At 63.4% G+C, this 25,749-nt stretch carries 26 protein-coding genes; 13 read left to right on the top strand and 13 right to left on the bottom strand.

Annotated elements, in window-relative coordinates; genetic code table 11:
• Positions 1-9 precede the first annotated feature (9 nt).
• Positions 10-678: a haloacid dehalogenase type II gene (locus tag P3T23_RS13340; RefSeq protein ID WP_429316625.1), complete on the bottom strand. Its 669-nt coding sequence runs from the start codon at positions 676-678 to the stop codon at positions 10-12.
• Between the two features lie 211 nt (positions 679-889).
• The gene (locus P3T23_RS13335; RefSeq protein WP_429316624.1) at positions 890-2,368 is read right to left on the bottom strand and encodes an aldehyde dehydrogenase family protein; all 1,479 of its coding nucleotides are present in this window, start codon (positions 2,366-2,368) and stop codon (positions 890-892) included.
• A 269-nt stretch (positions 2,369-2,637) separates the two neighbouring features.
• On the opposite strand from P3T23_RS13335, the gene P3T23_RS13330 reads away from it, so the two are divergent.
• From P3T23_RS13330 to P3T23_RS13315, 4 genes are all read left to right on the top strand, one after another.
• Positions 2,638-3,498, top strand: a complete 861-nt coding sequence (locus P3T23_RS13330; RefSeq protein ID WP_429316623.1) for a GNAT family N-acetyltransferase — start codon at positions 2,638-2,640, stop codon at positions 3,496-3,498.
• A gap of 5 nt (positions 3,499-3,503) precedes the next feature.
• A complete protein-coding gene (locus P3T23_RS13325) occupies positions 3,504-4,430 on the top strand; it encodes a 2-hydroxyacid dehydrogenase (RefSeq protein WP_429316622.1) in 927 nt (308 codons plus the stop codon).
• A gap of 169 nt (positions 4,431-4,599) precedes the next feature.
• On the top strand, positions 4,600-5,997 hold the full coding sequence (locus P3T23_RS13320) for an aspartate aminotransferase family protein (protein ID WP_429316621.1): 1,398 nt from the start codon (positions 4,600-4,602) through the stop codon (positions 5,995-5,997).
• A gap of 53 nt (positions 5,998-6,050) precedes the next feature.
• On the top strand, positions 6,051-6,548 hold the full coding sequence (locus P3T23_RS13315) for an Lrp/AsnC family transcriptional regulator (protein WP_133666997.1): 498 nt from the start codon (positions 6,051-6,053) through the stop codon (positions 6,546-6,548).
• Here the strand turns inward: P3T23_RS13315 and P3T23_RS13310 are convergent.
• Positions 6,545-7,483 carry a LysR substrate-binding domain-containing protein gene (locus tag P3T23_RS13310; RefSeq protein ID WP_429316620.1) on the bottom strand — a complete coding sequence of 313 codons (939 nt, stop codon included), beginning with the start codon at positions 7,481-7,483 and terminating at the stop codon, positions 6,545-6,547. The two genes, P3T23_RS13315 and P3T23_RS13310, sit on opposite strands and share 4 nt — an antisense overlap.
• A 121-nt stretch (positions 7,484-7,604) precedes the next feature.
• Here P3T23_RS13310 and P3T23_RS13305 point away from each other — a divergent pair, with 121 nt between their 5' ends.
• Genes P3T23_RS13305 through P3T23_RS13290 form a run of 4 tightly spaced genes read left to right on the top strand, consistent with a single transcriptional unit; the run spans position 7,605 to position 11,574 of the window.
• The gene (locus tag P3T23_RS13305; protein WP_429316619.1) at positions 7,605-8,687 is read left to right on the top strand and encodes a tartrate dehydrogenase; all 1,083 of its coding nucleotides are present in this window, start codon (positions 7,605-7,607) and stop codon (positions 8,685-8,687) included.
• A gap of 60 nt (positions 8,688-8,747) precedes the next feature.
• Positions 8,748-10,220, top strand: a complete 1,473-nt coding sequence (locus P3T23_RS13300; RefSeq protein WP_429316618.1) for an NAD-dependent succinate-semialdehyde dehydrogenase — start codon at positions 8,748-8,750, stop codon at positions 10,218-10,220.
• Positions 10,217-11,233, top strand: a complete 1,017-nt coding sequence (locus P3T23_RS13295; protein WP_429316617.1) for a M14 family metallopeptidase — start codon at positions 10,217-10,219, stop codon at positions 11,231-11,233. The genes P3T23_RS13300 and P3T23_RS13295 overlap by 4 nt, the downstream gene beginning before the upstream one ends.
• On the top strand, positions 11,230-11,574 hold the full coding sequence (locus P3T23_RS13290) for a cupin domain-containing protein (protein ID WP_429316616.1): 345 nt from the start codon (positions 11,230-11,232) through the stop codon (positions 11,572-11,574). The genes P3T23_RS13295 and P3T23_RS13290 overlap by 4 nt, the downstream gene beginning before the upstream one ends.
• Before the next feature lie 126 nt (positions 11,575-11,700).
• Here P3T23_RS13290 and P3T23_RS13285 read toward each other — a convergent pair whose 3' ends face one another.
• The 6 genes from P3T23_RS13285 to P3T23_RS13260 form a co-directional block, all read right to left on the bottom strand.
• The gene (locus tag P3T23_RS13285) at positions 11,701-13,626 is read right to left on the bottom strand and encodes a bifunctional sugar phosphate isomerase/epimerase/4-hydroxyphenylpyruvate dioxygenase family protein (protein WP_429316615.1); all 1,926 of its coding nucleotides are present in this window, start codon (positions 13,624-13,626) and stop codon (positions 11,701-11,703) included.
• 120 nt (positions 13,627-13,746) lie between these two features.
• Positions 13,747-14,577, bottom strand: coding sequence for a 3-keto-5-aminohexanoate cleavage protein (locus P3T23_RS13280; RefSeq protein ID WP_429316614.1), 831 nt, complete (start codon positions 14,575-14,577; stop codon positions 13,747-13,749).
• Positions 14,578-14,804: 227 nt separating this feature from the next.
• Positions 14,805-16,025, bottom strand: a complete 1,221-nt coding sequence (locus tag P3T23_RS13275; protein ID WP_429316613.1) for a porin — start codon at positions 16,023-16,025, stop codon at positions 14,805-14,807.
• Positions 16,026-16,086: 61 nt separating this feature from the next.
• On the bottom strand, positions 16,087-16,524 hold the full coding sequence (gene aroQ, locus P3T23_RS13270) for a type II 3-dehydroquinate dehydratase (RefSeq protein WP_429316612.1): 438 nt from the start codon (positions 16,522-16,524) through the stop codon (positions 16,087-16,089).
• A gap of 214 nt (positions 16,525-16,738) precedes the next feature.
• Entirely contained in the window at positions 16,739-18,133 is a 1,395-nt protein-coding gene (locus tag P3T23_RS13265) for an MFS transporter (RefSeq protein WP_429316611.1), read from the bottom strand.
• Positions 18,134-18,218: 85 nt separating this feature from the next.
• Positions 18,219-18,470, bottom strand: a complete 252-nt coding sequence (locus P3T23_RS13260) for an SDR family NAD(P)-dependent oxidoreductase (protein WP_429316610.1) — start codon at positions 18,468-18,470, stop codon at positions 18,219-18,221.
• A 208-nt stretch (positions 18,471-18,678) separates the two neighbouring features.
• Between P3T23_RS13260 and P3T23_RS13255 the strand changes: the two genes are divergently transcribed.
• The 3 genes from P3T23_RS13255 (at position 18,679) to P3T23_RS13245 (ending at position 21,534) form a co-directional block, all read left to right on the top strand.
• Positions 18,679-18,825, top strand: a complete 147-nt coding sequence (locus P3T23_RS13255) for a hypothetical protein (RefSeq protein ID WP_429316609.1) — start codon at positions 18,679-18,681, stop codon at positions 18,823-18,825.
• 133 nt (positions 18,826-18,958) lie between these two features.
• Complete coding sequence (locus tag P3T23_RS13250; RefSeq protein ID WP_429316608.1) at positions 18,959-20,677, top strand: FAD-dependent oxidoreductase; 1,719 nt, start codon at positions 18,959-18,961, stop codon at positions 20,675-20,677.
• A 41-nt stretch (positions 20,678-20,718) separates the two neighbouring features.
• Positions 20,719-21,534: a sugar phosphate isomerase/epimerase family protein gene (locus P3T23_RS13245; protein ID WP_429316607.1), complete on the top strand. Its 816-nt coding sequence runs from the start codon at positions 20,719-20,721 to the stop codon at positions 21,532-21,534.
• A gap of 75 nt (positions 21,535-21,609) precedes the next feature.
• Here the strand turns inward: P3T23_RS13245 and P3T23_RS13240 are convergent, their stop codons facing one another.
• Positions 21,610-22,443: a shikimate dehydrogenase family protein gene (locus P3T23_RS13240; RefSeq protein WP_429316606.1), complete on the bottom strand. Its 834-nt coding sequence runs from the start codon at positions 22,441-22,443 to the stop codon at positions 21,610-21,612.
• Positions 22,444-22,940: 497 nt separating this feature from the next.
• On the opposite strand from P3T23_RS13240, the gene P3T23_RS13235 reads away from it, so the two are divergent.
• A complete protein-coding gene (locus P3T23_RS13235) occupies positions 22,941-23,294 on the top strand; it encodes a DUF4148 domain-containing protein (protein WP_429316605.1) in 354 nt (117 codons plus the stop codon).
• 67 nt (positions 23,295-23,361) lie between these two features.
• Positions 23,362-23,712 carry a DUF4148 domain-containing protein gene (locus P3T23_RS13230; RefSeq protein ID WP_429316676.1) on the top strand — a complete coding sequence of 117 codons (351 nt, stop codon included), beginning with the start codon at positions 23,362-23,364 and terminating at the stop codon, positions 23,710-23,712.
• Positions 23,713-23,790: 78 nt separating this feature from the next.
• Here P3T23_RS13230 and P3T23_RS13225 read toward each other — a convergent pair whose 3' ends face one another.
• From P3T23_RS13225 to P3T23_RS13215, 3 genes are all read right to left on the bottom strand, one after another.
• Complete coding sequence (locus P3T23_RS13225; protein ID WP_429316604.1) at positions 23,791-24,282, bottom strand: hypothetical protein; 492 nt, start codon at positions 24,280-24,282, stop codon at positions 23,791-23,793.
• 30 nt (positions 24,283-24,312) lie between these two features.
• Entirely contained in the window at positions 24,313-25,386 is a 1,074-nt protein-coding gene (locus tag P3T23_RS13220) for an extracellular catalytic domain type 2 short-chain-length polyhydroxyalkanoate depolymerase (protein WP_429316603.1), read from the bottom strand.
• A 92-nt stretch (positions 25,387-25,478) separates the two neighbouring features.
• Positions 25,479-25,646 (bottom strand): hypothetical protein, encoded by a 168-nt coding sequence (locus P3T23_RS13215; RefSeq protein ID WP_429316602.1) that lies wholly within the window; start codon positions 25,644-25,646, stop codon positions 25,479-25,481.
• Positions 25,647-25,749: the final 103 nt, after the last annotated feature.

Raw genomic sequence — 25,749 nt, 5'->3', positions numbered from 1 at the left:
CCGTCGTGATTACAGGCCGAGTTCGGCCGCCAGATGCGGAATGTCGTTGACTTCGTAATACTGGTAGTACGGCGTCGACGGTTCGTGGCCGCGGTTGACGAAAGCCTTGTGCCTGATGCCCAGATCGTGCGCGGTCATCAGGTCATAGCGCAGGCTCGACGAGACGTGCAGCACGTCTTCCGGATTGCAGTTGAGCTGGTCGAACATGTATTCGAAGCCCTGCATGCGCGGCTTGTACGACTGCGCCTGCTGCGCCGTGAACACCGCGTGGAACGGTGCGCCGAGCTTGTCGACGTTGCTCTGGATCTGGTCGTTCGAAGCGTTTGACAGGATCACCAGCCTGTACTTCTTCGCAAGGCGCGACAGACCTTCCGGCACGTCCGGATGCGGGCCCCACGTCGGCACTGCGGTATAGATCTTTTCGGCCCGTGCTTCGTCGAACTTCACGCCCACGCGCCTGCAGGCACGCTCGAATGCATTGACGACGACATCGCGATACGGTTTCCATGCCCCGAGCACTTCGTCACGGCGATAGCCCGCGAAGAACGAGACCAGCTTTTCGAGGTCCTCGGTACTCAACTCGTCGCCGTACAATTCGCGCGTCATGTCCGCCATGCGGAATCTGGTGAGGGTGCCGTAGCAGTCGAAGGTAATGTATTTCGGCTCGAACTCGATCATGGTGGTCAGTCCTGTCGTGGTGGTGGATGGCAGATGCCATCCGGTTGCGTAGACAAAGGCTTGTGCCTGCAGAAGATTTAATCAGCGCAAAAACAAAGATGTCTCTGATTAGGGCGCCGCGAATGACACAAAGCACGCGTTTTGATGCCGTCTGACAGCAGAGTCTGCGGCGCCCGGAACGGCTGTTCGCTGACGCGCCGCAACATCTTCGTCAGCCGTGCAGATCGATCAGCACGCTCTTGAAGCGCAGGTTCGCTTCGTAGGCCTGTTTGCCCAGGTCCTTGCCGATGCCGGAGCGCTTGTAGCCGCCCGTCGGGATCATGAAGTCGGCGCTGCGGCCATAGCGGTTGACCCACACCGTGCCGGCCTCCAGCCCGCGCACGAAACGCAGCGCCCGGCCGAGATCCGCTGTATGCACCCCTGCCGCGAGGCCGTATTCCGGGTGCTGGGCGAGTTCGAGCGCTTCTTCTTCCGTGTCGAAGGTCTGCAGGGTCAGGACAGGCCCGAACACTTCTTCGCGCACCGCCTCGGCTTCCCGCGTGACGCCGGAGAGCAAGGTCGGCATGTAGAAGGCGCCCGGGGTAGCGGCGTCTGCGCGCTGGCCGCCGTAGCGCAGCGTCGCGCCCGAATCGAGCGTGCGCCCGACGATCGCGTCGATGCGGGCCGCCTGGGTTTCGGAGATGATGGGGGGCAGCGTCGTGCCGGCCTGCCAGGTCGCTCCAGGCTTCAGCCCGGCGAAAATCCGCTCGATGCGCTCGGCGAGCGGCTCCGCGATACTGCGTTCGACCAGCAGGCGCGAGCCTGCCACGCACACCTGGCCCGCATTGGTCGTGATCCCCGCTGCGATGCGGCGGGCGACGTCGTCGAGGCGCGGGGCATCGGCAAACACGATCTGCGGACTCTTTCCGCCCAGCTCCAGCGTGACGGGTTTCGTTCCGGTCTGCGCGCAGGCGGCCATGATCGCCGCACCGGTTCGGGTCGACCCGGTGAAGGTAATCTTGCCGACCTTCGGATGACGCACAAGCGCATCGCCGGTTGTACGGCCATCGCCCTGCACGACGTTGAAGATGCCGGCCGGCACGCCCGCCTGCACCGCGAGTTCAGCGAGACGCAGCACGGAGAACGGGGTCATCTCCGACGGCTTGAGTACGATCGCGTTACCCGCGGCCAGCGCGGGCGCAATCTTCCAGGACGCCATCACCAGCGGAAAATTCCACGGCGCAATCGCGCCGATCACACCGTACGGCTCGGCAATCGTCATACCGAGATGATCCTGATCGGTCGCGGTGACGTCGCCTCCCACCTTATCCGCGAATTCGGCGTAGAAGCGGATGCCTTCTGCCGTGAACGGCACGTCCCATGCAATGGCATCGCGCACGGGACGGGTCGAGCCGAGCGCCTCCAGCGGACCCAGCGTCGCCGCATCGGCCGCGACGAGATCGGCGAAACGGCGCAGGATCCTGGCCCGCTCGCGCGGCGCCATGCGCCCCCAGCCGCTCGTGCGGAACGCGTGCCATGCGTTCGCGACGGCCCGGTCGACGAGCGCGGCATCGCCGAGCGGCACGGCCGCGTAGGCAACGCCGTCGGACGGGCGGAGGACATCGATACCGCGCCCATATTCGTCGACATATTCGCCGCCGATGAAATGCCCACCTCGAACGACGATGTCGGCCGGATTGAAGCTGTCCATAAAAGAAGGTCCTCGCTGGCAGGCCGACCGCAAACGTGTACGGGAGCAACGTGATCGGCATGACAGGATCGTAGGACTGTTCACCCAGCATATTTCGCCGACAAAAATCCGCGTTCAGCACATCGCACGCGTCGTGGGTGGCCCGAACAGCACGTTTTGCATCGATTCCCCGTTTCCGGCCGCAGGTGACAGGCGATAGAAAGATCGTCCTAGTCACGCCGCGCGCCGGGTGACAGAGTGGAGCCGTTCCAGCCATCGAGGGGTCAGGTGTGTCCGCTCCAATAACCTACAGACGCTTCACCAGCGACGACCTTGCAGCCGCGCACGCGCTCACGGTCGAGCTCAAATGGCCGCATCGCGTGGATGACTGGCGCTTCGTCGCAGAGGCCGGCACCGGGTTCGTCGCTGAACAGGCGGGCAGCGTGATCGGCACGGCGCTGTGCTGGAAGTACGGGGACGAAACGGCGTCGCTCGGGATGGTCATCGTGTCCCCGGCACAACAGGGGCAGGGCATCGGCAAAAAGCTGATGGAAAGCCTGCTCGAAGAACTCGGCCCGCGCATCACCTTTCTGCACGCAACACCTGCCGGGCAGCCGCTCTATGAAAAGCTGGGCTTTCGAGCCGTCGGCACACTCGACCAGCATCAAGGCGCGGCCTTCCAGCCGCCGCTCGTCTCCCTGCCGCCGGGTGAGCGTCTCCGGCCGCTCGGCGCGAGCGACATGCCGCGCCTCATCGAACTGGCGTCGCGGGCGAGCGGGCTGGACCGCAGCGCGATCCTGCCCGCGCTGATGGAAACCGCCGACGGTATTGCGCTCGACCGCGATGGCGAACTCATCGGCTTCGCGCTCTTCCGCCGCTTCGGCCGCGGGCATGCCATCGGCCCCGTGGTGGCGCCGGCTTCCGTCGATGCGTCGCGTGCGAGGGCGCTGATCAGTCACTGGCTTGCGTTGAACGCGGGCATGTTCGTCAGGATCGATGTGCCCGGCGATTGCGGCCTGACCGGCTGGCTCGAGGAACTCGGACTGCTGCGCGTGGACACCGTCATCAAGATGGTACGCAACGGGTCTGAAACGCATCCCGACGATCCCGACTTCCGCCAGTACGGCATCATCAACCAGGCTGTCTGCTGACCCCCATGGCATTTCTCTACAAGGCCGATCCGGCACGCGGCGAACAGTGGGCGAAACTCTTCGCGCAACGGGCGCCAGAACTGTCCTTCCGCCTCTGGCCGGATGTCGGCGACCCTGCCGAAATCCGCTATCTCGCCGCCTGGCAACCGCCCGAGGACCCCGCGCGCACGCTGCCCAATCTCGAAGTGGTGTTTTCCGTCGGCGCGGGTGTCGATCAGTTCGATCTGTCGAGCGTCCCGCCGCACGTGCCGGTGGTGCGGATGATCGAGCCGGGGATCGTCGAGGGCATGGTCGAATACGTCACGCAGGCCGTCCTGACCGTGCACCGCGACCTGTTCGATTACCGTCTTCAGCAGCAGAACAAAACCTGGAAAGAGCTGCCTGTGCGCGCCGCTGCCTCGCGGCGTGTCGGCGTGCTTGGGCTCGGCGTGCTCGGTACGGCCGTGCTCGAACGGCTGCGTCTGTTCGGCTTCGCATGCGCGGGCTGGAGCCGCTCGCCGCGCGACATCGAAGGCGTCGAATGCCATGCAGGCATCGAGACCCTCGACGCGTTTCTCGCGCGCACCGACATCCTGATCTGCCTGCTGCCGCTCACGCCCGCCACGCGCGGCATCCTGAATGCGCAGCTGTTCGCCACGCTGCCGCGCGGCGCGTCGCTGATCCAGACCGGACGCGGTCCGCATCTGGATCAGGCCGCCCTGCTCGCGGCGCTGGATAGCGGGCAGTTGCAGAACGCGATTCTCGACGTGACCGATCCCGAACCGTTGCCCGCCGATCACCCGCTGTGGACGCACCCGCGCGTGCGCATCACGCCCCACATCGCGAGTGCCACGCGCCCCGAAACGGCGGTCGAAGTCGTGCTCGACAATCTGCGCCGATACCGCGCCGGACTGCCGATGCTAGGCCAGATCGACCGGAGTCAGGGCTATTGAAATCCGGTGGCCGGGTGCAGAAGGCACCTGAAGCGCGCGGCAGAAAATGCTGCGCGGGTGCAGCAAAACGCGTGGCATGCGCTTTTCAGCGGTTTTTTTAGCGCAACGTGTGAAGGCGATGGGTCGGTAGTATGAACCCGTCCACAGCCCACCCGCACGAGAAGCCACCATGCCGAACTCCTCACTCATCGAAGCCGATCGCCGGCACCTGATTCATCCCGTCATCAACTACCGCGCCCACGAAGCGCGCGGCGTCACCGTTCTCGAATCCGCCTCCGGCTCGTTCCTGCGTGACGCAGACGGCAACGAATTACTCGATGCTTTCTCGGGGCTCTGGTGCGTGAACGTCGGCTACGGCCAGCAGAGCATCGTCGAAGCCGCGACGGCGCAAATGAACAGGCTGCCCTACGCGACCGGCTACTTTCACTTCGGCTCGGCACCGGCGATCGAACTCGCAGCGAAGCTGGTCGAGCTGTCGCCCGCTTCGTTGCAGCATGTGTACTTCACGCTCGGCGGCTCGGACGCCGTCGATTCCGCGTTGCGCTTCATCACACACTATTTCAATGCCACCGGCAGACCGTCGAAGAAGCATTTCATCGCGCTGCAGCGCGGCTATCACGGTTCGTCGGCGATCGGCTCGGGGCTGACCGCGCTGCCCGCGTTTCATCGCCATTTCGACCTGCCGTTGCCGACCCAGCATCACATCCCGTCACCGTATGCGTACCGCAGCGAGTTCGCCAACGACGGCGCGCTGATCGCCGCTTCGGTCGCCGCGCTCGAAGCAAAGGTCGCGGCGCTCGGCGCCGATAACGTGGCGGCCTTCTTTTGCGAGCCCATTCAGGGCTCGGGCGGCGTGATCGTGCCGCCGGTCGGCTGGTTGAAAGCCATGCGCGACGCGTGCCGAAAGCTCGGCATCCTGTTCGTCGCCGACGAGGTCATCACGGGCTTCGGCCGCACGGGGCCGCTCTTCGCGTGCGAGGCGGAAAACGTCGAACCCGATCTGATGACGGTCGCGAAGGGGCTGACCTCCGGATATGCGCCGATGGGCGCGGTACTGATGTCGCACGAGATCTACGAAGGCATCGCCGACGCCGATCCTGGCGCCATCGTCGGTCATGGCCACACGTACTCGGCCCATCCGGTCAGCGCGGCGATCGGCCTCGAAGTCATGCGGCTTTATCATGAAGGCGGCCTGCTCGCGAACGCCGCCGCGCTCGCGCCGCGCTTCGCCCGCGGACTCGATGCGCTGCTCGCGCATCCGCTTGTCGGCGACTCACGTCATCGCGGCCTGCTCGGCGCGCTCGAACTGGTGTCCGACAAGGACAGCAAGGCGGGCTTCGATCCATCGCTGAAACTGTCCGACCGGATCGCCAGCGCGGCCTACCGCAACAAGCTCGTGTTCCGCGCATTCGGGGACAACATTCTCGGCTTTGCGCCTGCGTTGTCCTATACGGCGGCCGAGTTCGATCTGCTGTTTGAACGCCTCGAAAAAACGCTCGACGACGTCCTCGCAGCACCCGATGTAAGGGCCGCGCTGGACCATAGAGCCGGTGTCATCGCATGCTAAAGTAGAGTTCACCTAGACACGAAGCGGCCGACGGCCCGAGCGACCACGTGACAATGAGCAGCGACTGCAAGCTTGACCGGATTGATCTGCGTATCCTTTCCCAACTTCAGAAGAAAGGCCGCATAACGAACGTCGAGCTTGCCGACGCGGTGGGCCTGTCGCCCAGCCCCTGCCTCATCCGTGTCAAGCGTCTGGAGAAAGCGGGCTATATCGTCGGCTATGGCGCGCAGATCCAGCTGGAGAAGCTTGGCGACGTTCAGATCGTCTTCACCGAAGTCACGCTGGCGGACCATCGTCGCGAAGACTTCATCAAGTTCGTCGCCGCCATTCGCGACGTCGACGAGATCATCGAATGCCATCTCGCGAGCGGCGGCTACGACTACCTGCTCAAGTTCGTCACCCGCAGCGTGAGCCATTATCAAAGCGTGATCGAGGGTTTGCTCGAGCGCGATATCGGCATCGAAAAGTACTTCAGCTACGTGATCATCAAATCGCCGTTCGTGAAGAATCACTATCCGCTGGAAATCCTCTTTTCGCCGCATCAGGGCTAGCGCGACGTATCCGCCTCGGCGCCCACGGCGAGGCCCGCCTGCACGAACGCCTCGCACAGGAAGTCGACACACACGCGCACTTTCGCCGACTGCGCGAGGCGCGCCGGATACACCGCCCAGACGTTGGCGGGCTGCGTGACATCGGGCAGGATCTGCTGCAACTGCCCGCTTTCGAGCAGCGGCCTGACATCCCACATCGAACGCAGGACGATGCCGCGTCCGGCGAGCGCCCATTGCACGGCCACTTCACCATGATTCGTGGACAAAGGCCCGGTCACCTTCACGGAAACCGCTTCGCCGCGCACATCGAGCCGCCACAGCCCGAACGGATGGTCGCGCTCCTTGATCGCGAGACACGAATGCGACGGCAGATCGGTGACCTGCTTCGGCGTGCCGTGGCGCGCCAGATACCCCGGCGACGCGCACAGCACGCGATGGTTGGGAGCGAGCCGCCGTGCGATCAGATGCGAGGCAATCTCGTCGCCGATGCGGATATCCAGATCGAAACCTTCGCCGGCCACATCCACCAGCCGGTCGAACAGATCCAGCCGCACACTGATCTGCGGATAGCGGTCGGAGAACTGCGCGAGCGCGGGAGCAACGAAATGCCGGCCAAAGCCGAAGCTGCTGGACACACGCAGCGTGCCGCGCGGAATGCGGCGCGTCGTCGAGACGTCCTCGACGAGCTGGTCGACGTTGTCGAGAATTTTTTCGGCCCATGCGTAGACCCGCTCGCCGGCCTCGGTGATCGCCACACGCCGCGTCGAACGATGCAGGAGCCGCGTGCCGAGGCTCGCTTCGAGTACGCCCACGCGCTTGCTCACATACGCCGGCGATACCGCGAGGGCTTCCGCCGCCGCGCTAAAGCTGGATTTGCGTGCGACCATGCAGAACACGCGCAGGTCGTCGAGTTCTGGCGTTCGAGGCGCGTTCATCGGCGGATATCTTTATGCACGAATCGTGCATGGTGGATTAACCAAAAGACTCATTTTAAGCCGTTTCGATGGGAATAAAATGGGCTCTGTTATTCGCATGCATTCAGGGAGAGAGGACGACATGACCAGCAAATACAGGATCGCAGTGATACCCGGCGATGGCATCGGCGTAGAAGTCATGCCGGAGGGTTTGCGCGTGCTCGACGCAGCGTGCAAACGCTTCGGCATCGAGCTCGACTACAAGCACATCGAATGGGCCAGCTGCGACTACTACGAAAAGCACGGCCAGATGATGCCGGACGACTGGAAGGCGCAGCTGTCGGACTGCGACGCCATTCTGTTCGGCGCCGCGGGCTGGCCTGCGAAGGTGCCGGATCACATCTCGCTGTGGGGCTCGCTCCTCAAATTCCGGCGCGAGTTCGACCAGTACATCAATCTGCGTCCCGCGCGTCTCTTTGAAGGCGTCCCCTCTCCGCTCGCCGGGCGCCGCGCAGGCGACATCGACTTCTGGATCGTGCGTGAGAACACCGAAGGCGAGTATTCGTCGGTTGGCGGCGTGATGTTCGAGGGTACCGAGCGGGAATTCGTCGTACAGGAATCCATCTTTACGCGGCATGGCAGCGAGCGCGTGCTGAAGTTCGCGTTCGATCTCGCCCAACGCCGGGAGCGCAAGAAAATCACGGTCGCGACGAAGAGCAACGGCATCGCCATCAGCATGCCGTGGTGGGACAAGCGTGCGGAAGAAGTCGCGGCGCACTATCCCGACGTCAGCTGGGACAAGCAGCACATCGACATTCTCTGCGCGCGCTTCGTGCTGAACCCCGACCGCTTCGATGTCGTCGTCGCCACCAATCTCTTCGGCGACATCCTGTCTGACCTGGGGCCTGCTTGTACGGGCACGATCGGTCTCGCGCCGTCAGGCAACCTGAATCCCGACCGCCGGTTTCCGTCGCTCTTCGAACCCGTGCACGGCTCGGCGCCCGACATCGCGGGCAAGAACATCGCCAATCCGATTGCCATGATCTGGTCGGCCGCGATGATGCTGGACTTCCTCGGCCACCACGAAGGCAGGGAGCGCGACGCGCACGACGCGATTCTCGCCGCCATCGAAGCGACGCTGAAAGAAGGCCCACGTACCGGCGATCTCGGCGGGCAGGCCAGCACGACCCAGGTCGGCGAGGCGATTGCGCAACGTCTCCTGTAACACCGGCAAAACGAGTCACACCAGCAACACCCGCCACGCCCGTAACAAAGGAGCGAAGCAATGACACGCAGATTCGAACTGGACGAACTCATCCGTTCCGACAACTTCATCGACGGCCGATGGACACCGGCCAGCCATGGCGCGCGCTTTGCGGTCACCGACCCGGCGACCGGCAACACCATCGCCCAGGTCGCGGATAGCAGCGAGGCCGACGCCCGCGCCGCCACCGACGCCGCCGCCCGCGCCTTTCCCGGCTGGCGCGACACGCTGCCCAAAGAGCGCGCGGCCATCCTGCGCCGCTGGCACGATCTGATCGTCGCGAATCAGGAAACGCTGGGCGCGCTGATCTCGCTCGAACAGGGCAAGCCGCTTGCCGAAGGGCGTGGCGAAGTCGCGTACGGTGCGTCCTACGTCGCGTGGTTCGCGGAAGAAGCCACGCGCATCTACGGCGACATCATTCCGCAGCAACAGCGCGGCAAACGCATGATGGCCGTCAAGGAGCCGATCGGCATCGTCGCTGCGATCACGCCATGGAATTTCCCGCTCGCCATGATCGCGCGCAAGATCGCGCCGGCTCTCGCGACGGGCTGCACGGTCGTCGCCAAGCCTGCCGAAGACACACCGCTGACAGCGTCGGCGCTCGTCATGCTCGCGCACGAAGCGGGTGTGCCCGCGGGCGTGCTGAACCTGATTACGGCGTCACGCGAACATGCGGTCGCGACTGTTGCCGACTGGCTGCACGATGCGCGCGTGCGCAAGATCACCTTCACCGGTTCGACCGCGGTCGGCAAGTACCTCGCGCGTGAATCGGCGGAGACGCTCAAGAAGCTGTCGCTGGAACTCGGCGGCAACGCGCCCTTCATCGTGTTCGACGACGCCGATCTCGACGCTGCCGTGACGGGCCTGCTCGCCTCGAAATTCCGCAACGGCGGGCAGACCTGCGTGTGTCCCAATCGGGTGTATGTGCAGGCCGGTGTCTACGAGCGCTTTGCCGCGCTGCTGGGCGAACGCGTCGCCGCGCTGAAAGTGGCGCCCGCGACCGACCCGGACGCGCAGATCGGTCCGATGATCAACACACGCGCGGTCGACAAGATCGCCCGCCATGTGGATGATGCCCTCACGCACGGCGCCCGTATCGTAACGGGCGGCAAGCGCCTCACTGAACTGGGCCCGCACTACTATGCACCGACCGTGCTCGCCGATGCGAAGCCCAACATGCTGTTGAACGCCGAGGAGACCTTCGGGCCGGTCGTGCCGCTCTTCCGCTTCGAAAGCGAAGCCGAAGCCGTTGCAGCGGCTAACAACACCTCGTTCGGGCTGGCGTCGTACTTCTACAGTGAAAACGCGAAGCGGATCGATCGGGTGTCGCAGGCGCTGGAAGCGGGCATCGTCGGCATCAACGAGGGCGCGGTGGCGAGTGAAGCCGCACCGTTCGGCGGCGTGAAAGACTCCGGCTATGGCCGCGAAGGATCCCGCTACGGCCTCGACGACTATCTGTCGATCAAGTACCTCTGCCAGGGGAATCTGGCATGACAGGCGACGCCTATCCCATCGAAGTCCGGTTTCCCGACATCTCCGCGCACGAACAGTCCGACTGCGGCGTGCCCTATGTTCATACGTTCGACTCCGGCATGCCGGGGCCGCACGTGATGATCAACGCACTCACGCACGGCAACGAAGTGTGCGGCGCAATCGTGGTGGACGAACTGCTGCGCCATTCATTGCGGCCTCGTCGCGGCAAGCTCACGCTGTCGTTTGCCAACGTCGCCGCGTATCTATCCTTCGATCCAGCGAAGCCCGACGCGTCGCGTTTCGTCGATCAGGATTTCAACCGGGTCTGGACCGCCGCGGTCCTCGACGATACCTCGCGCACGTCCTCCGAGCTCAGCCGCGCGCGCGAGATGCGGCCCGTCATCGATACGGTCGATGTCCTCCTCGACCTGCACTCGATGCACGAGAAAAGCGCGCCCTTGATCGTCTCCGGTCCGTTGCAGAAAGGCATCGATCTGGCGTTGCGCCTCGGCACACCCGATACGGTCATCTGCGACGAGGGCCATCCGGAAGGCCGCAGGATGCGCGATTACGAAGGGTTCGGCGCGGACAGCAGCCCGAAGAACGCACTGCTTATCGAATGCGGACAACACTGGGAACAGCGTGCCGTCGATGTCGCAAGAAACGCGACTGCGCGCTTTCTGCTGCTGGCCGGCATCGTTGACGGGACAGATCTGCCGCAGGGCTGGATCGCCCCCTTGCCGCCCGTCATGCGCGTGGTGCGCGTGACCGAGCCCGTGGTTGCGACCAGCCTCGATTTCGCCTTTGCGCAGCCGTTCACAGGGCTCGAAACCATCGCCGAGGCTGGCAGCGTCATTGGGTGGTCGAACGGACAGCCAGTGCGCACGCCCTATGACAACTGCGTGCTCGTGATGCCTTCGCTCAGACAATTGCGTCCGGGCGTAACCGTGGTCCGGCTTGGCAAGATCGAACGCACCGTCGAAGCCGCCCCTCAAGGCGGATCCGCTAACACCCACCAGGGAACAGGCTCGTGAAGGTTCAGCAAATCAGGCAAAGCGTCAACCTGGAAGGTCTCGAAGACTGGGGCACGGCCGGGCTTCCGGGTGCACCCGTCGTCAAGGTGTCGGGCGTTCAGCGCGTGATCGAAGGCCGCGAGGGGATCGATACCGGCATCTTCGAATGCAGCGCCGGCACCTATCGGCGCTCGGTCAAACAGGCCGAAGTCATGCACTTTCTGGCTGGCTCCGGCCGCTTCACGCCCGATGGCGAAGAGACGATTCACTTTACGGCCGGCGATACGTTGTTCTTCGAAGCCAACACGGAAGGACTGTGGGAAGTGGATGCGGCCATGCGCAAGGTGTATGTGATCCTCTGATGCGGGCGACGCCCTTGTCGCCCCAGCCCCGCAGGCGCGCATTCGACCCGTCCGCGTCTGCTGAACCGGTCGCAGGCGACATTCGCGCGCGCAGGTCAATTCCTGCGCGCCGAATCCGACATCAAATCAGTTCCCCTGAGCCTGCGAAGCCATCCGCGCGGGCGCGTTGAGCGCGCCGTAGGCGTCGTACTCGTTCACGCGCTGAACGACCTCGAAGAACAGACCGTCCTCGACACTCTCCGTGTAGATATGGAAATAGTCGCCGTTTGCGGTGCGGTCGAACAGCACGCCCGCGTTGCGTAGACGCGCCAGCAGATCATCGTCGATGTCGAAGCGCGTGACCAGGTCGTCGTAGTAGTTCCCCGAAATCGGCACGAAGCGCACGCCGTTGGACTTCAGTCGCGCGACCGCGTCGAAGATGTCGTCGCAGCTGAGCGCAATGTGATGCACCGTCACTCCGCCACCGGCGCTCACGGTGCGCGCCGTGCGTGTCCTCTGGCTCAAGGAAACGTTGAGCACAAGACGCACGCTCCGGTCCGCGTTGGACACGCCGCGGCTACGGACAAGGCCAAACGGGTCGGCCAGCTCGAGGCTCTCGCCCGGCTCGAGGCCGAGCACCGCGCGCGCAAACAGGACCCAGGTATCCAGCTGATCGACAGCGAGGCCGAGCGCCACATGATCGATGCGCTTCAGCCCCGCGCTCGCTGCGGCACCGTCGGGCTCGTCCTCCAGCACAAAGTCGGCCTCGTACAGGCCATCCGCTCCGAGCGCGGACGACACGAAGCTGATCAAACTGCCGCCGGGTGAAATGATCGCGGGGACCTGCTGTTCATGCGGCCCGAGCGGTCCGTCATACCGCTTCGAATGCATCGCGTTGGCGCGGCCCACCGCGCGTGCCGGATCGGTCGTGCGCACGGCGAGCGCACATACCGACAGGCCATGTTCTTCGAAGCGCCGTCGCGCAAACGAGTTCGGCTGCGCGTTGACAATCAGGTTGGTGTCGCCCTGCCGGTACAGCACGACGGCCTTCGAGCGATGCTTGCCGGCGCGACGAAAACCGAATCGACGCAACAGCATGCCGAACGTTTCGGCAGACGCTTCGTCAGCGGCGAACTCGATGTAGGACAGTCCCGCGATATCGGGCACGGGCGGCGGACTGGACAGTTCGACGCGTTGCAGCACGCGCTCGCGCCGCGCCGCGAATTCGGTGTTGTCCTGCTCCTGCGCCGGCCGCTGCAACTTCAGGCGCAGCTGGCTTTCCAGATACAGCAGCGAGCGCATCGCATCCACCGCGATGCGCCGATTGGGCGTCTCCCGAAAAACATCGTTGAAGATCTCCAGCGACAGCGGCCCGGTATAACCCGCCAGCAGCACCTTCTCGAAGAAATTTTCCAGATCGAACTGGCCCTGGCCCGGAAATGACCGGTAGTGTCTCGCCCATTGCAGCACGTCCATCGACAATAACGGCGCGTCGGCCATCTGCAGGTAGAAGATCTTGTCCCCCGGGATGTCCGCGATACCCGACGGGTCATCGTTCAGCGATAGCGTGTGGAAGCTGTCGAGAATCAACCCAAGGTGCGGATGCGCGGCGCGCCGCACAATCTCCCACGCTTCGCCGTAGAGGTGGGTCGCACGCCCCCACGCCAGCGCTTCGAACCCTACCCTGAGATTGCGCTTTGCCGCGCGCTCGGCAAGCTCGTGCAACTGTGCGGCCGCGAGTTCCCTGTCGTCGATGACGAGCGGCGAGGTGTTCGAGCAGCACAGCATCATCGGTACGTCCAGTTCCTGCATCAGGTCGAACTTGCGCTCGGCCCGCTCGAGCGAGCGCCGGAACTGCGCTTCGGGCATCCCTTCGAAATCGCGGAATGGCTGATACAGATCGATGGTCAGGCCAAGGTCGGCCACCATGGCCCGCACGTCCGCCGCGGAGCCCTTGTAATTGATGAAGTCGTTTTCGAACAGTTCGATTCCGTCGAAGCGCGCGGCCGCAATGGCCTCCAGCTTTTCGGGCAGCGTCCCGCTAAGCGATACGGTTGCAATGGTTCGGCGCATGATTGTGATTCCGTCTTACGTTATCGAAGCCCCGCATGATGTCTGCGTGCCCGCCGCCGCGCGGGCACGGTTCACTTCAGCCGCCGCGCCCGGGTCGGGCCGCGGCGGCAACCCGTCGCACTATAAAGGCAGCAGACCCAGGATTTCGCGTGCCCTGGCAGCGCTTGCCACCTCCCGCCCATACTCGCCGCACAATGATGCGACCCGCGAGACCAGTTGCGCGTTGCTCTTCGCCAGCGTGTCCTTGTCCCAGCGCACGTTGTCCTCGAGACCCGTGCGGCAGTGGCCGCCCATCTCAAGCGTCCAGTGATTCACTTCAAGCTGATGCCGCCCGATGCCTGCGGCAGTCCAGCTTGCATCCGGCAACAGGGCGTTGAGTTGCTGCACCTCGAATTCGAGAATCTCGCGCCGCGCCGGAAGCGCGTTCTTCACGCCCATGACGAACTGGACGTGCACGGGCGATTTCAGCAGCCCTTGCTGCACGAGGTCCACCGTGCTGTAGAGCATCGCCAGATCGAAGATTTCGATTTCCGGCTTGACGTCGTAATCGAGCATCATCTTCGCGAGGGAGCGCACGAAGTCTGGCGGATTCTCATAGACGGTGGTCGGGAAATTGACCGAGCCCGTGGCAAGCGACGCCATATCCGGACGCAGGTCGAGCATGGCGCCGCGCTGCTCGAACGAGCGACCTCGGCCGCCGGTCGAAAACTGGATGATGATGTCGGGGCAATGCTTGCGGATGCCCTCCTGAAGCACCGCAAAGCTCGACCGGTCGGAACTGGAGTTCTCCTGTTCGTCCCGCACATGCAGGTGAACGAGCGATGCGCCTGCCTCGTACGCCTCGTGAGTGCTTTCGACCTGTTCGGAAATGGTGATCGGCACGGCCGGGTTGTCTTTCTTGCGGGGCACCGAACCGGTAATAGCGACCGAGATAATGCAGGGTTGGATCATGAGTGACACTCCTCGAACAGCGTTCCATCCGGTCTGTCTGCCAGCCGACTTGCCGGCGCGCCGGGCTTGTGGGCGCCCGGCGTTCGTCTACAAAGTCTAGTCAGTTCAGACGCGATGCGCACCGGGAACGCGCAGCGCGTCGCAGCGCCGGAAATAAAGGTTGCAACCGTCTGGCTGCGGGCCCAACGGACGCGGCCGGCGCGACCGCATCCCCGATGGCGTCCGTGTCAGAAGGTAAACGCCATACCCACCATGCCGACGAACTGCCCGTTCGTCGACGAAGGCGTCGAGTTCTGCGAGTCGCCGACTGCCGGGGCAGCATTGATGATGTTGCCCGCGCCCTTGAGGCCAAGCGTCTGGCCGCTCGCGTGCTGATAGGCCTGCAGCGCGTAGAGCGTGGTGCGCTTCGAGAGGTGGTAGGCCTCCTTCAGCGAGTACTGCTGGTAATGCGCCGCGTCGTTGATGCCGTTCGCCTTCGAAGCCAGCGTGTAGGCGAACGCGCCGGCCACATCGAAGGCCGGCGTGAAGCGGTACACCGCCAGCGCCGCATACGTGTTGAAGACCGCCGTATTGGTGAAGATCGAGCGGGCGTTCGGCACGTATTTGACGTTCGAATAGTTCAGGCCCAGCATCAGGTCGCCCAGCGTGTAGTTGCCGGCCACCGACGCATGCTCGACCGACGCCGCGGACTGGTAGCCGTTGTTCAGCGCGGAAACGCCGAAGCTGCCCGTCGAGGCCGGGTCGAACAGCGAGGTAGCGGTCGGGGCCGTTGGCAGATTGGTCTGCGCGTTGTCCATCTTCAGGTAGCCCGCGGCCACGCCGACCGGACCGTTCGAGTAGCGCAGCGCGCCGCTGATCGTCTGGCCTGCGCCGGTGCGGCCGGCAATGCCGCCGAGCGCGTACATCGCGCTGGCCTGGAGGCCGTTCCAGATCGGCGTCGAATAGATCATCGCGTTGTTGATACGGATCGTCGTATCAAGGCCGTCGATATCGCCCGGGTGTGCGCCGGTCGCGCCGGTCAGCCAGTTGCTCGAGGCCAGCGGCCCGACGAACTGGTAGTACGGCGTGTACTGGCGGCCCGCGGTGAACGTGCCGTAGGTGTTGTTCTGGACACCGACGTAGGCCTGGCGGTTGAAGATCTGTGTGGACGACGACAGCGCGCCGGTATTCAGGTCGAAGCCGTTCTGCAGATCGAAGATGACCTTGGTGCCGCCGCCGATGTCCTCAGCGCCGCGCAGGCCCCACTTCGACGCGTACAGGTTGCCCTGACGCAGATACCAGTTCGCATGGCCCGAGCTGGTGGAGTTCAGGCCCCTCTGGTTATTCGCGTAGACGAGCGCATCGTCGACCATGCCGTACAGCGTGACACTGCTTTGCGCGAACGCCGACGCGCCGTTGATCGCGATGCCCGCCAGCATCAGACTCTTGAGCTGCTTACTCCACTTCATTTAAGACCTCCAGACCTGAACAGTTGTTTTCAATGCATTTTTATTGACCGCGTTACGTCTGCTAGCTGATTGCAGCGACCGCGGCCCTCAAACCAAGCAGATAGCTGTCGACGCCAAAGCCGCAAATCTGCCCCTTGACGATCTCGGCAAACACCGACTGATGACGGAAAGCCTCACGCGCATGAATGTTCGACATGTGTATCTCGACAACAGGCACGGTCAGGATCGCCAGCGCGTCGCGGATGCCGTAGCTGTAGTGAGTCCAGGCACCGGCATTGATGAGCACGGCATCGACGTTGTCGGTGAAGGCCTGGTGAATGCGTAGACACATGTCGCCTTCGCTGTTGGTCTGGTACGACTCCACTTCGACCCCCAGCTCCTTGCCAAGCGACTGCAACTGACCATCAATCTCGGCCAGCGTCACGGTGCCGTACTGAGCCGGGTCACGCTTGCCGAACATGTTGTGATTGATGCCATGCAGCATCAGGATCTTTTTCACGAGTGCTCCGTTTGTTGAAGGATTTGGCGCGCCACCCGCGCGACGCTGACGTCGAACGGTCTCCACCAGGCGCGCTCTTCCGCGCTGGCGCAGGTCTCTAAACGCATGCTCGGCACGGATAACGAGCCGAAGGTGCGGCGATGAGGTGGCAGGCCGCTATAGCCGGCCCCCGCCACCGCAATCCGTGTCGTCCGCGTGCCGTGCCCTGGAGGGCCTAGGCCGCCTTGGCGTGCGCGTTGGCAAGCGTCTGCGCACGCATCCGCTTGTAGTCCTGCTTGTCGACCGGCACCGAGCCTCGTTCGCCGAGGTCGTTAAGGTGAAGGCGATACGTCTCCCGGACGCTGTAGGCCGCGATCGCCGCGATTATCGTGATGCCGAGGGCCATCGCCCCGACCGTCGTCGGAATGCCGGTCGATCCCGGCGGCGCCACGGCGGCGAAGAGCGCCGGCAGCAAAGCGGTAATGGTGGTGCCGATATTCTGCGCGATGGCCATGGCCGAGACACGCGAACGTGTCGGGAAGAGCTCGGGATAAAAGCTCGGGAAAATCGCGTTGTAGCCCTGGTAGACGATGCCCCACATCAGCACGGACATCAGGATAGCCAGCGGCACGTTACTGATGCTGATGGCGTAGAGATAGCCGAACGACAGCAGCCCGGACCCCAGTGCACCGCCGATGATCAGCGGCCGCCGGCCGATCTTGTCCGACAGGTTGCCCACTAACGGAATGACGACCACCGCCACGATGTTGCCGATCACCGGGATCCAAAGATAGACGCTCTTGTGGAAGCCGATGCCGTACGATGGCTGAACCGCGTATGCCGCGCCGAAAATGGTGGTCACGACCGGAATGACGTTCATCAGGGCCATGCAGACGACGGCGATCATTTCCTTCCAGCTGTACTTGAAGGCTTCCACGATCGGCGACTTCGGGACCGCGCCCTCCGTCTCGAAGGCAGGCGTTTCCCGGACCTCACGACGAATGATGTAGCCGGCGAGGAGGACAACGACGCTCAGCAGGAAAGGAATACGCCAGCCCCAGGAGTTGAACGCGTCCTCGGGCATGTAATGTGCAAGTGGCAGGAAAACTGCGGCGGCAAGAATCTGTCCGGCCTGCACACCCTGAAGCGTAAAGCTCGCGAAATAGCCGCGCCGCCCAAATGGTGCGTGCTCGAGGATCATCGAACTGGCGCCGGAGATCTCCCCTGCCACCGCGAAGCCCTGGATAAGACGCAGGACGACGAGCAGTACCGGAGCAAGCAGGCCGACCTGGTGGTACGTCGGCAGCAGGCCTACGGCCATCGTCGAAAAACCCATCAGGAACATGCACAGCAGCAGCACTGTCTTGCGCCCCTTGGTGTCGCCCCAGTGCCCAAGCACGAAAGCCCCGATCGGCCGCGCGACATATCCCACGCCGTAGGTCGCCAGCGAGGCAATGATGGCGATCCTGGGGTTGCCGGAGGGAAAGAACAGTTGAGGAAAAATCAGCGACGCGGCCGTGGCGTAAATGAAGAAGTCGTAATACTCCAGCGCCGAGCCGATCCATCCGCTGGCGGTCGCCTTCTTCGTCTGATGTATGCCGTGTGGCTCGTGATCCGTCAGGCTAGCCATTTTGCGTCTCCAAGATTGACAATGAATTGCGGTGGGTGTGCCCCCACGCGTCAGCGAAAAGCGATGCGGTGCAACTGCGCCTGCTTCACCGATCCTGCAGGTACGTTCGGTCTGTATTAGTAATAGTGGATATGCATGCCGCCGTCGACCTGGATTGCAGTTCCAGTGGCGGGATCTGCGCGCGTAATTCGTCGGCGCGCGCTGCATCGATCTGCCGATCCGCCAGCACCACATCGAAGCCTCGTGCTGCGAGCGCCAGCGCGATACCCCGGCCGATTCCGCCCATTCCGCCGGTCACGAGCGCAACGCGAGAAGCCGGGTCCAAAGTATTCATCATGCGCAATTAGCAGAACACACTAGATAGTTGACCGGTGGTCGAAACACTGGGTAGACCCAAACCTGCGCCGCTGCCGCGTGGCAGGAAGGCATGTGCAGAAAGTACGCGATAGCTTGATCTTGAACAACGGCCCTCAACATAGAATGGGCGCTATTCGCGCACCGCGCGCGAATTTCGCCCTGAAGGCGGGTTTATACGGAGCGAGAACATGAACGCGAAAGACCGGGTCGCCGGCGCAACGAAGGCGCTGGCGATCATCGAGGTCTGCGACGAGTATCATTTAGTTGAATACAATTCCACACTAAAATTTTATTACGAAAGTTCCGGTTTTGTGCAAAACTGTCGACCGCGCTGAACTCGCCGTACCGCGATCGCTCCGCGGCTGCAACGAGGCGCTACACCGTGTCCCGCTATCAGATCGACACACCATCAGCCCCTGTTCCGCCTCATTTGCCTGAGCAACCGCACCGCCGCAAGGAATCCGCTGCATGTCCGCCGACGCCCCCCTGCAAGCCACCGAACACTGCGATGTCCTTGTCATCGGCTCAGGGGCGGCCGGCCTCGCCGCAGCGGTGACGGCCGCCTGGCATGGCCTGAAAGTGATCGTGGTCGAGAAGGACCCTGTATTCGGCGGCGCCACTGCCTGGTCCGGCGGCTGGATGTGGGTGCCGTGCAACCCGCTCGCACGACGGGCGGGCATCGTCGAGGATCGTTCGCTGCCTCGCACGTACCTCGAACACGAACTGGGCGACCGTTTCAGGCCAGCCCTCGTGGATGCGTTTCTGGATGCGGCGCCGAACATGGTGTCCTTCTTCGAGAAGCACACCTCGCTGCAATTCGCCGACGGCAATGCGATTTCCGACATCCATGGCGACACGCCCGGCGCGGGCACGGGCGGGCGCTCGGTGATCGCAGCGCCGTACAACGCCTACGAGGTCGGCAAGCTGCTCAAGCGCCTGCGCAAGACCATGCGCGAAACGTCGTTCATGGGCATGCCGATCATGGCGGGCGCGGACCTCACCGCCTTCCTGACGATGACCCGCTCGTGGAAATCCCTGCTCCACGTGACGAAGCGCTTTAGCCAACACCTTCTCGATCTGGCCTTGACCGGACGCGCCATGCATCTTGTGAACGGCGTGGCCCTGGTGGCGCGGCTGGCAAAGTCGGCAGAAGAGCTGGGCGTGCAGTTGCGGGAATCGACACCTGCCAAAAGCCTGATCCACGAAAATGGCCGCGTAGCAGGCGCCGTGGTCGAGACCGCTACAGGCCGCCGCGCGATCCGCGCACGAAAAGGCGTCGTGCTGGCCGCCGGCGGCTTTCCCAACGACATCGAACGGCGCAAGGCCATGTTCCCGCGCACGCCGACCGGCCGCGAACATCTGGCCTTGCCGCCGCTCGCGGCCAACGGCGACGGTTTGCGTCTGGGCGAAAGCGTCGGCGGCGTCGTTGCGCAGGATCTGGCGTCGCCCGCGGCGTGGTGCCCGGTTTCAAAGGTGCCGTACAAGGATGGGACGTTCGGGCATTTCCCTCACATCATCGAGCGCGGCAAACCCGGAATCATCGGCGTGCTGGCCAATGGTCAGCGCTTCGTGAACGAAGCCGGCGGGTATTACGACTATGCCCGCGCGATGGTCGAGGCCGCCCCCGGTGAAGAAGTGGCGTCCTGGCTGATCTGCAGCCATCCCTTTCAGCGCCGCTACGGGTTGGGGATTTCGCGTCCGTTCCCGGTGCCGGTCGGACCGTTCATCCGCTCCGGCTACCTGAAGACGGGCAACACCATCGAAGAACTGGCAATCGCCTGTGGCATCGACGCTGCCGGCCTGCGCCGGACCGTCGACGACTTCAACCGCCATGCCCGCAACGGCGAGGACCCGCAGTTCGGCCGCGGTTCGACTCCTTACAATCGCAAGCAGGGCGACGCGTTGCACAAGCCCAACCCATGCGTCGCGCCGATCGAACAGGGTCCGTTCTATGCGGTGAAGGTAGAGGCAGGAAGCTTTGGGACGTTCGCGGGCCTGAAAACCAACGAGCATGCTCAAGTGCTCGACGCCTCCGGTCAGCCTGTCGATGGCCTGTATGCCGCCGGCACCGACATGGCCAGCATCATGGGTGGCTATTACCCGGCAGGCGGCATCAACCTCGGGCCTGCCGCCACGTTCGGCTATATCGCCGCGCGTCATATGGCCGGCGTCACGCAATACGAATAGCCACACTCGTCCTCATCCTCAGACGCCAAGGGTAACTGCTCATGAATCAACGCATCATGTCGCTTGCAGCTCTGACCGTGCTCGAGCTGTCGCCGCCCGAAATGATCGACGTCGCTGCCCGCGCCGGCTATAGCCACGTCGGTCTGCGCACGGAGCCCGCCACGCCGGAGGAATATCACTTCCCGCTGCTGCGCGATGCCGATCTGCGCCGCGAGACCACCGCGCGCCTTCGCGACACCGGCATCAAGGTGCTCGACATCGAAATCCTGCGGCTCAAGCCCGATACCGTCGTCGCCGACTTCGAACCGCATCTCGCGCTCGGTGCCGAATTCGGCGCGAGCGAATTGCTGGTTGCAGGCAACGATTCCGATGAGCACAGGCTCACCGAAAACTTTGCGGCGTTGTGCGACCTGGCCGCGCGGTATCGCATTCGCCCGCATCTGGAATTCATGCCGTGGACCGACGCCCGCGACCTGACCCAGGCCGTGCGCATCGTCGAAGGTGCTGGCCGGGAGAACGGCTGCGTGCTCGTCGATGCCTTCCATTTCGACCGTTCGGCATCGCGTCTCGACGATCTGCGCAAGCTCCCGGCTTCGCGTATTCACTACGCCCAGTTGTGCGATGTAGCCGGCCCGCGGCCCGACGACATGGCCGAGATCCTGCGGCAGGCGCGCAACGAACGGCGCTTTCCCGGTGACGGCGACTGCGACCTGGCCGGCCTTCTGCGCGCGCTGCCCGCCGACCTGCCGCTAAGCCTCGAGATTCCCACGCGACAATTGCTCGAACAGGGTGTCAGCGCACTGGAACGCGCAACGATGGCGCTCGACAAGACCCGCGAGGTACTGGCGCGGCTTTGATGCCGCCTGCCATGGCCCGACTCCGGGCGCAGGCGGGCGGTTCCCGGTGCTGCAAGCTCACGTCGGCGCGCCCAGCTACTGTTTGATCTCGGAGACCGCTCGAAGTGCATCGGGCGTGGCCGTGCCGAAGCCGAAAAACTCCAGGTAAGCTGGAATCATCTCGAACAGCATGTCGGTACCGACCTGCACCTGACAGCCTTTGGCTAGCGCCGCCTGCAGCAACGGCGTGTATTCCGCCTTCATCACGACCTCGCCGACGAAGGTGGTCGGCGCGATACGGTCGATATCGAACGGCAGCGGATCTCCTTCCTTCATGCCGAGGGGCGTTGCATTCACGATCAGGTCGAAACCAGCGGGATCGTTCGAGCCGGTGGTGACCACCAGTTGCGGGTAGTGCTTGCGCAGACGCCCCGCGAGCGCCTCGACCGAAGCCTGGGCGGTGTCGAAGAGCGCCATCTCCGCCACGCCCGCCCCGGCCAGCGATGCCGCGATCGCCGAGCCCACCCCGCCGCTGCCGAGCACCAGCACGCGGGCGCCCTTCAGCGCGCGTCCCTTGCGTTCGACACCGCGTACGAAGCCCGCACCGTCGAACTGGTCGCCGAGCAGCGTGCCGTCTTCCCGTTTGAGAACCGCGTTGCACGCGCCGGCAATACTGGCGGTCGGTGTCACTTCATCGACAAGCCCGACGGTCGTGATCTTGTGGGGCATCGTGACGAGCGCGCCACGAATGTTGGTCAGGCGGAACAGCGATGGAAAAACCGTCGGGTAGTCGTCGACCAGCACGCCCATCGGCATGACGACCGCATCGATGCCTTTTTTCTCGAACCAGGGGTTGTAGATAAACGGCGCCTTGAAATTCTCGGTCGGGTAACCGAGGTGGGCAATCAAAGTGGTCTTTCCGCTGATCATCGCAGTCTCCTTGAATGTTCCTGGGATCGGACATCGATTTCGACACGCTGCAAATCACTGTGGCTGAAAAATGTGTAACTGTGCGCCGCGCACTGACCGCCATGACGACCGGCACGGCCAGTCGACGTAAGGCATACGGCACGTCTGCCTCATGACACTTCCGATGATGAACCGACTCGAGCGTGACTGCACGTCCGAATTATTCCGCATCGCGAAACCTGCAACGAAAGAGACCAGGGGCCGGTCACCGGCCAGAAGCCGCTTTCCCGCCCTTCCGCGGGCTGACTGCCGTGCGAACGATCGATCGCGAAAAAAAATGGAATAAGCGTCGGAGGTAGGTGTTCGCCCTCATGTAGACGCTAACGCGAACGGACATAGTCCAGCGGGGCGCTGCCAGAACCCGAATCAGATTTTCCAGGCACGGAAAAGAAGCAGCACGGGTGGTTTTCCCTTCAGAAGTTAGACGGAATCAATCCAGCATAATTTAGGAGTACGGCATGAACAGCAAATTCACAATCGCTCTATCGATGTTCCTCCTTGCTTCGGCGGGAATCGCGACCAGCGCGTCGGCGCAGGAAAAGACCCGCGCAGAAGTCCGCCAGGAATTGATCCAGGCGGAAAACAACGGCTCCCGCTTCGTGACCGAGACGTCATACCCCGACGTCAATCCGGTCTTCGTGCAACAGGCGGCACATCAGAAACAGCAGAACGACAGCGGTTATGGCTCCGGCATGTCGGGTTCGAGCGCGGCAGGCCAACGCGTAGCAACACGCGTTGCCGGCAATACGGGCAGTCCGGCCACCGCCTGCGTCGGTCCGGCTGGTTTCTGCACGCCGTACTTCGGCAGTTAAGGCGTTTCACTTTTCAACGGGCAGTTGATCTCTCAACCGCTCACTACCAGTCAATCAAGGACTATCAATCATGAAGATGCTCGCTTGCCTCACTCTTGCCAGCGCACTGGCAGCCCCGGTCCTCAGCTTTGCTCAAACCGCCCCAGCCCAGATCACACGCGCCGAGGTCCGCGCGGATCTGGTGCGTGTCGAGCAGGCGGGTTACAACCCGTCGCGCAGTGATGACGCCGACTACCCGGCGGACATCCAGGCGGCCGAAGCCAGGGTGGCGGCGCAGGATCACGCACAGGTCACCAATGATGCCGTGGGCGGTATGCCTCTCACTGGAACGACGTCGTCCGGCACGCCGAAACACGCAGCCGAACAATCGTCCTGCGTCGGCCCTGTCAGCTTCTGCAACGTGTTCTTCGGCAGTTGAGCCGCCCGACTGCAGGGGAGACTGAGCAGACAAGTTTGCCTGCTCCCCGGCGGCTTTGCACTTGCCTCGCCCGTCAGATCACCGGCCCTTGACGGAGCTGGATAACGGCCCGAGTTTCTCGTTGAGCCAATAGGCGTAAGCGACCTCGACGTTCTCCTGCAATGCCACCAGATTAGTGGTCTGGTTGAAGAACAACTGACCGATCTGGGCCATGAGGTTGAACTCCTGCTCGACGAGCTTGGAAACGGTGTTCGCACCTTTGATGCTGGCGCGCTCCTGATTCCAGACTGTCCAGCCTCGCAGCCAGTCCTGTTGTTGCTGCATCAGCCGTTGCAGGATTGCCTGCTGCATCTGGAAGAGTTCGTCCCAGGTTTGCAGATTCATGCCGAAGGCGAGCAGTTTCCCGGTGTCGATCCCGTTACCCGCAGCGCGGACCGCCCACCCGCCCAGCAGGACGGGGGCTTTCAGCGAGTCCTGCACGGCGGCGGCATGTGCAGCCGGCACAGACCGTTGCAATGCCGACGCAGCGGGTACCAGCGAGGTGGATGGAGGCGTCGGAGAGTCGTCCATGGCAGGCTCGGTTTGTTTGAGGTGGAGGCGCTAACCGCCAAGCCGGCTCAACATGCGATACAGCGCCTTGATCTGAATGGCGTCACGCGAGTAGTAGTCGGGCTGCTCGGGGTCGAGGCTGGTATAGCCCCACCAGTCCCAACAGCCATCCGGGTTTTGCAGACCGCCGCCGTCCGCGCCCTTCGCCTGCGGATAGAGCACGATGATGTCGTTGCTGTCCGCCATCTCGTTGTAGCCCGTCGTGGTGATATAGCGATTGCCGTAAGGCGCCTGGTTGGCGACGTCGGCCTGGCCGTAGACGTAGTTCACGTAGCCGTAGCCCTGCTTGCAGCCGTGCAATACGATGTGCACCCGCGCCGGCTTCTTTTCCTCTTCGACCGCGCGAGGCACGTAGGCGTAACCGAAATCGCTCATGCTTGCCCGCTCGTTTTTGTCGAAGAATTCGCGCTGGTCGAAGCGTATCAATCGCCCGTTCAGGTACTTCGACGGTGCATTCAGGCCGGCGTAGATGTGTTTCAGAATCTCGTGGGACTGCATGAAGTCGCCTTGATTGATGTACGGCGGCTGGTTCACACCCAGCAGCGAATCTTCAGGGTTGTCCGTGATGATCGAATGGCCAGCAGGGACGGTGTCCACAAACTTGATGTTCCCGGGTGCCACGCCCAGCCGTTCGTAGAATTGCTGCGTGCACCTGACCACGTCCGAATACACGACCGTGTCGCGACTGCCCGTGAAAATGTACACCCGGTCGTCGGCGAGGTTTGCGATCTCGTCGATCCTGCCTGCCTGCGCCGTCTCGCGGGCCAACTGCGCAAGATGACCGGCATTCGGCCCGGTTTGCGCGGTCAAGGGACTCATGCAGATGTATTCCGCACTTTGCACGTAGGCATCCGCGGCGAGCACCGCTGCCCCGCGGAACGATTCGGCGCAGCGAAACGGGCCGCCGGCCACGACGCCGACGCCGGAAAAACTGGAGGAATGCGCGAGATGCAATTGCACCGTCATGAAGGCTCCCGAAGAAAGCCCGGAAACCGAACTCTCGCCCTTCTTGACGTTGTACGTGCCCAGTTGGACGATGCGCGAATTGTCGGTATCGCTCGCCATCAGCATCTCCCCGTGACAACACCCGTAGCCGCACAGCAACCCGCCAGCCTGACGACGCGGCGTAACCGTTTCCTGGAGCGCTTTTCGATACGTCAAAGCGCTCCGGCTATATTGGTATAGGCGACGTTGCGCGCTGCAGCAAGGGTATTTTTTCGCGGATTGCCCAGGCGGCCGGGCGTCACGGGAATAGTCCGCGAGCGTCTGATATCCGGCGATACGTTGCGAAAACCGTGCGGGCGCAGCCAGCGCGCGATTTTCATGAATCGCTTTATGCTTAAGCGATATTCGCTAGCGGTTTGTACGCCGCTTTGTCATGCGTGATCGCACACCCCGCAAACGCAGCGGCCCACGCTCATCGCGAGC

The sequence above is a fragment of the Paraburkholderia sp. GAS448 genome (genome assembly GCF_050435685.1).
Taxonomy (GTDB): domain Bacteria; phylum Pseudomonadota; class Gammaproteobacteria; order Burkholderiales; family Burkholderiaceae; genus Paraburkholderia.
Note: the sequence above shows the minus strand (reverse complement) of the source record. Positions and strands in the feature narration are given on the sequence as shown.